The sequence below is a fragment of the Marinilabilia sp. genome (assembly GCF_016278715.1).
Classification (GTDB): domain Bacteria; phylum Bacteroidota; class Bacteroidia; order Bacteroidales; family Marinilabiliaceae; genus Marinilabilia.
Genome location: NZ_JADQBH010000001.1, coordinates 1 through 6,097, shown reverse-complemented (window position 1 = coordinate 6,097; position 6,097 = coordinate 1). Strand labels below are relative to the sequence as shown.

The 6,097-nt window shown below is 43.1% G+C and carries 6 protein-coding genes; 5 read left to right on the top strand and 1 reads right to left on the bottom strand.

Annotation, left to right across the window (positions count from 1 at the left end; translation table 11 throughout):
* On the bottom strand, positions 1-791 hold a 791-nt coding region (gene ytpR, locus QZZ43_RS00030; RefSeq protein ID WP_291854576.1), incomplete at its 3' end, for a YtpR family tRNA-binding protein.
* 546 nt (positions 792-1,337) lie between these two features.
* Between ytpR and surE the strand changes: the two genes are divergently transcribed.
* From surE to QZZ43_RS00005, 5 genes are all read left to right on the top strand, one after another.
* A complete protein-coding gene (surE, locus tag QZZ43_RS00025; protein ID WP_291854573.1) occupies positions 1,338-2,141 on the top strand; it encodes a 5'/3'-nucleotidase SurE in 804 nt (267 codons plus the stop codon).
* A 19-nt stretch (positions 2,142-2,160) separates the two neighbouring features.
* Positions 2,161-2,457 (top strand): hypothetical protein, encoded by a 297-nt coding sequence (locus QZZ43_RS00020; RefSeq protein ID WP_291854570.1) that lies wholly within the window; start codon positions 2,161-2,163, stop codon positions 2,455-2,457.
* A 239-nt stretch (positions 2,458-2,696) separates the two neighbouring features.
* Positions 2,697-3,839: a lipid-A-disaccharide synthase gene (gene lpxB / locus QZZ43_RS00015; RefSeq protein ID WP_291854564.1), complete on the top strand. Its 1,143-nt coding sequence runs from the start codon at positions 2,697-2,699 to the stop codon at positions 3,837-3,839.
* 48 nt (positions 3,840-3,887) lie between these two features.
* Positions 3,888-4,619 (top strand): gliding motility-associated ABC transporter permease subunit GldF, encoded by a 732-nt coding sequence (gldF, locus tag QZZ43_RS00010; RefSeq protein ID WP_291854561.1) that lies wholly within the window; start codon positions 3,888-3,890, stop codon positions 4,617-4,619.
* A 685-nt stretch (positions 4,620-5,304) separates the two neighbouring features.
* On the top strand, positions 5,305-6,097 hold a 793-nt coding region (locus QZZ43_RS00005; protein ID WP_291854559.1), incomplete at its 3' end, for a Gldg family protein.

The window sequence follows — 6,097 nt, the reverse complement described above, 5'->3', positions numbered from 1 at the left end:
ATGTCCACCACATTATTGATGGGTGTCATGCCGATGGCCAGCAGTTTGTTTTTCAACCAGTCCGGCGACTCTTTCACTGTGAGCCCGCTGATGGTGAGTCCGCTGTATCGTGTGCAGGCTTCAGGATTCTCTAGCTTTACATGAACGGGCCAGTCGTGATTGTCAATTTTAAAATCATCAACTGATGGCCATTTTACTTTAACAGAATTATCTTTTTGCTTGAGGTAGGCAGCCAAATCTCTGGCCACTCCAATATGCGAAGCACCATCAATTCGATTGGGTGTGAGATCTACTTCAATGCGGACATCTGATTCAATATTGAAATATTTGGCAGCCGGGGTGCCCACTTTGGTGTCAGGTTCTAAGACCATAATGCCGTCGTGACTGGAACCCAGACCTATTTCATCTTCTGCACAAATCATCCCTTCGGATTTCTCTCCCCTGATTTTGGCTTTCTTAATTTCAAACCCGTTTTCATCGGGGTAAAGCGTTGTTCCCACAGTCGCCACCACTACTTTTTGTCCTGCGGCTACATTGGGAGCTCCACAAACGATTGGAAGGGGCTCCCTTTCGCCAATGTTAACAGTAGTGACGCTCAGTTTGTCTGCATTGGGGTGTTTTTCGCAGGTGAGTACTTCTCCAACCACCAGGCCACGCAGGCCTCCTTTAACGGTATCAATGGTTTCTACAGAGCCAACTTCCAGTCCCAAATCGGTGAGAATAGTAGCAATTTCAGTTGCCGGCAACTCTGTATTAATGTAATCTTTTAGCCAGTTGTATGAGATGTCCATGAGTATGTTGTGTTTTCAAATTTCTGAAACGAATAGGTACGCCAGTAATTAGGAATTGAAACTTAACGACCCGCAAAAATAAGAAATATGTTTCAACGTGCTAAAAAATAGAGATATCTTTTTGTGTTCGGTGTTGTGGGTTTTGGGTTGCGGGTTGAGGGACGGTGGTTCCCCCTTCAGGGGATTAGGGGGTAGCGGGATGGGTTTTGAGTTGCGGGTTGAGAGTTGGTTTAATCTAATCCCGAATTGCCTTATCCCCTATTTCGGGATTCAGTGCTTAAACCCAATACTCCCTTGTCCCGAAAATACTGGAACGCAAGTGCCTGATTACAAGTGGTCTGCGCACGCCAGGGGTGCCTTGTAACTCTCTCATAATAAAAACTTTGCGTCATTGCGTCTTTGCGTTTAAGTTTTTTTTAACGGACTATTGGGGGTTTAGAGTTGTTCAATATTGTTGTTTCCTCTTATTTCAATATCTTTGGGACTTAATGGGAAAAGCCCGAAAAATTAGTTTTTTCGGTAGTTGAGTAGAAAAAAGTAAAGAATATGATAAAGTTTGAAGAAAACCATCGTCCATTAATCCTGGTTACCAACGACGATGGTGTGGAGGCCGGGGGTATTCAGATACTTAGAGAAATTGCCCGGGAGTTTGGAAATGTGGTGGTCGTTGCCCCCGATTCGGCACAATCAGGGATGTCGAATGCCATTACCGTAAAAGTGCCTCTATTTCTGAAAAAAGTACACAGCGAAAAAGGACTTTATATTTTTAAAAGCAATGGAACACCAGTGGATTGCGTGAAACTATCGTTAAATTCATTGTTGTCACGTACTCCTGATTTGGTTTTATCAGGTATTAATCATGGAAGCAACAGTTCATCAAGTGTCCACTATAGTGGTACTTTGGGAGGTGCACGAGAAGGGGTGATGAATCAGATTCCTTCCATCGGCTTTTCATTGCTGGATTACAGTCCTGATGCTGATTTTTCCGCAGCTACACCCTTTATCCGTCAGGTAATTCAGCAGGTAATTCAGTTTGGCCTGCCTTCCGGTACTTTTCTGAATGTAAATGTACCTAAAGGAAACACCCTGAAAGGGATTAAAGTAGTTCGTCAGGCCAGGGGAAGATGGGTGGAGGAGTTCGTGGAACGGGAAGATCCCCGAAAACAAAAATATTACTGGCTGACTGGCTTTTTCCAAAATCTGGAACCCAATGCTCATGACACTGATGAGCATGTTCTTAGTCAGGGTTTTGTTTCTGTGGTGCCATGTACCCTGGACATCACCGACCATGGTGCCATTGAGCAGTTAAAGGCCCAGTCGTATGAAATGAGTATTAACGGGGTTGTTTAGCCCGATTTTTTGATGATAGATGATTTGTAAATGTAACAAACAGATTGTTGGCATTTTAATTGGACTTGTCGTTCCGGTTGTTTTCAGCATTCTTCTTTTTCAGGGACGATATACCGGAGATTTGGGTTTTTGGGATTTTGTAAAGACGATGTTTCAGTTGCAAAGCCTGGGTAAGTTGGTTAGCGTGAGTGTATTACCCAATCTGTTGATTTTCTTTTTGGCAATTTGGACCGAACGTCTTTTGGCGGCACGTGGCATTGTTATTGCGACTCTGATTTATACACTGGCTACGGTCCTTTTGTATTTTCTGAGGTGATATTTTTTCAATAGACCGTTAGATTCTTAGAGATAAGAATTAATATAAATGGTATGGTGTTGAAGGTCTGCATCTTAACACAAAACAACTTTTAAAAATAAACAATTGATTCAGAAGTTTTTGTAAAAGCTCGACCGGTTGTTTTTTATAAAAGGGGCCAGATATAAATTTTTTCTATTGAGTTCTGCTGGTGAAATGGTTGAACCAATAGCTGATAATTGCCAGAAAACTAATATTAAATGAAGTATTATATCATTGCTGGAGAAGCTTCCGGAGATTTACATGCCTCCAATCTGATGCGTGAATTAAAAACGCTGGATAGCGAAGCGGAATTTCGTTTCTGGGGAGGGGATCTCATGGCCCGTCAGGGAGGCACCCTGGTCAGACATTACCGCGATACTGCATATATGGGTGTTTGGGAAGTGGTGACCAATCTGAAATCCATATTCAAAAATCTGAACGACTGTAAGGAAGATATTCTTCGATACCATCCTGATGTGTTGATTTTGGTAGATTATCCGGGTTTCAACCTGCGAATTGCTGATTTTGCTCACAGTAACGGGCTGAAGGTGTTTTATTACATCTCTCCCAAAATTTGGGCCTGGAACAAGGGTCGGGTAAAGCGAATTCAGAAATGGGTTGATAAAATGTTTACTATCCTGCCTTTTGAAACCGATTTTTATGCAAAATACAATGTGCCGGTGGCTTATTCCGGCAATCCATTGCTGGATGCTATCAATACCCGGGAGTATAAGGATGAATCTCGGGAAGCTTATCTGGAGCGGAATAATCTACCAGACAAGCCAATTGTGGCTGTTTTAGCAGGCAGCCGGGCGCAGGAGATAGGGCGTATCATGCCGGATATGCTGAAAATGGTTCGCAAATTTCCCGATCATCAGTTTATTGTTGCCGGGGCACCTTCGTTTAATGCAGCCGATTATCAACAATATGTACCCGGTGAAGGTACCCTCAAGGTTCTTTTTGGAGAGACTTATGCTTTGCTTCAGCAAGCCAGGGCGGCAATGGTCACCTCTGGAACCGCAACGCTGGAAGCAGCCTTGCTCAATTGTCCGCAGGTGGTTTGTTATAAAATGTGGGGAGGGACTCTGACCGATTTTATGGCCAAAAAAGTGATTATTCAGGTGCCATTTATTTCTTTGGTCAACCTAATTATGAACAGAGAAGTGGTGACTGAGTTGTTTCAAAACGATATGACCGAAGAAAACCTGACAGGAGAACTGCGGAATCTTCTTTGCGACGAAGGCATCAGGAATAAAATGTTTGCGGACTATGAAGAGTTACAAAAAATAATGGGAGGCCCCGGAAGCAGTAAAAAAACTGCCCGCCTTATGTGGGATACACTTAACAGTCAGAAGGAGTAAGGACGAATATTGTTTATGAACCAATGACTAAAAACTAATTACAATTCTATGCTTGCATTGTGGAAAAAAGAGTTATTTACTTTTTTCAGTTCTCTAACCGGGTCACTGGTTATTGCAGTGTTTCTTGTACTCAACGGTTTGTTTCTTTGGGTGATTCCGGGCAATTTGAATATCTTATTTGGCGGATATGCCAATCTGGACGGGCTGTTTTATATGGCTCCCTGGCTATACCTGTTTCTGGTTCCTGCCATTACCATGCGCCTGTTTGCCGATGAAAAGAAATCGGGTACCATCGAATTGCTTTTAACAAGGCCTCTTTCTGACTGGCAGATAGTGACCGGCAAATATCTGGCCGGGTTATCGCTGGTGATTTTAAGTTTGCTTCCTACGCTGATTTTTTTCTATTCTGTTGCCAGTCTGGCTCAACCCGGGGGGAATGTGGATGCCGGGGCAATATGGGGCAGTTATATCGGATTACTGATGCTGGCAGGTGCTTATGTGGCCATGGGCGTATTTACATCCGCTATAACCGACAACCAGATTGTTGCTTTTGTCTTGGCAGCATTGCTGGCATTTGTGTTTTATAGTGGGTTTGATTCGCTGGCTTCCGTCCCGTTTTTTGATGGGTTCAGGTTTTTTATTGTAAGTATGGGTATTGATTCACATTATCAGGCCTTGAGCAGAGGGGTGATTGACCTTAGTGATGTGCTGTATTTTCTGGGGCTGATTGTTGTATTTCTGGGGCTTACCAGGTTGGTTTTGAGCAGTAGAAGGTGGTAGGCATTGCGGAAGTTCGTTGTTTTATGTTGATATTGGAAACACTAGGACCCGGGGAAATTGAAAAGTTAAGATTTAGATTGCTTCGTTCCACCCCAATAATATCACTTAAAGGTATGTTATTGCCAGTGGCCTCCTCAAAAGGTTGAGGAATAGGGCGCCAGTGACAGAATTGGTTCGTCCTTGTAGAGGGCAAATTTGAATAACCGGGTTATGTTGGGCAAATAGACCGGTTCCCGAATGGGGGCCTACAATTAATGGTTTAATTTTTCTCTGTTACAAAAAATCTGTGATTGGTAATGTAGTGAAGCAATCTCTTTTCTTTAAATTGACAATAGTGATTTTAAAACCTTACTATCTTAAACTTATAGAAATGTATATAATGTATTTCTTAAAACCATCGAGGTTAAAGGTCAAATATAAGATAATACCTAAGTTGAGCGATACGAGTTCAGCGAAGTATCGCTTTACTTAGAGTTAACCCCGCTTTAGAGAATGTTGGCTTTCACCATTTTTTGGGGAAAATCTTATATTTTCTCAATTCCCGATCAAAATCGGGACAGGCTGTTGAGCGGAATTGCATCGCTCGGCTTTGCCGCTTGCTTGTAAGAATTTGGGTAATAAAAACCTTGCGTTGTTGCGTTTCTGTGTTTAAGCTTTTTATAACGGAAAAAAAGAGAATTGAAATATGTCGGGAAAATCAAATAAACAGAAAGATCTGGTAAATTTCGGCTTTCTTTTGGCAGCTGTATTGGTTGTCAATGTTTTGGCTTCTTCGCTGGTTGCGCGACTGGATCTGACTGCTGAAAAAAGATATACGCTTGCCGGAATCTCCAAAGACTTTCTTTCCCAAATGGAGCAACCTGTATTTGCCCGTGTTTATCTTTCTGGTGATCTGAATGTGGGGTTCAGCCGCTTGTCACAGTCGGTGGAAGACAAACTGGATGAGTTTGGTGTCTATGCCGGTTCAAACCTGGATTACCGGTTTATCGATCCTACCGGATCCGGCGATGAATCAAAACAAGCGATAAAGCAAATGGAAGAACTGGGACTCGAACCGGTTCCTGTTTATGAAGCAAAGGAGGATGGCTCGCGCAGCAGAACACTGGTTTATCCCTATTTGGTATTTCAATCGGAAGATGCTGAAATTCCTGTGAATCTTCTGGAAAATGACCCCGGACAATCGGGAGCCGGAAATTTGAATTCCTCTGTTGAGATGTTGGAGTACAAACTGACCGATGGCATCCGACGACTATTAACCGAGGATATGCCACGCATTGCTTTTTTGGAGGGGCATGGCGAGTACGAAGAGATTGATGTGGTGGATATTACCGATGCTCTGTCGCGATATTACCAGGTGGATCGCGGGAATCCGGGTAGCTCGCCAGAGATGTTGAAACCTTATGAGGCCCTTATTGTTGCAGGCCCCCGTAAGGAATTTTCAGAAGATGAGAAATTTGCTGTGGACCAGTACATCATGC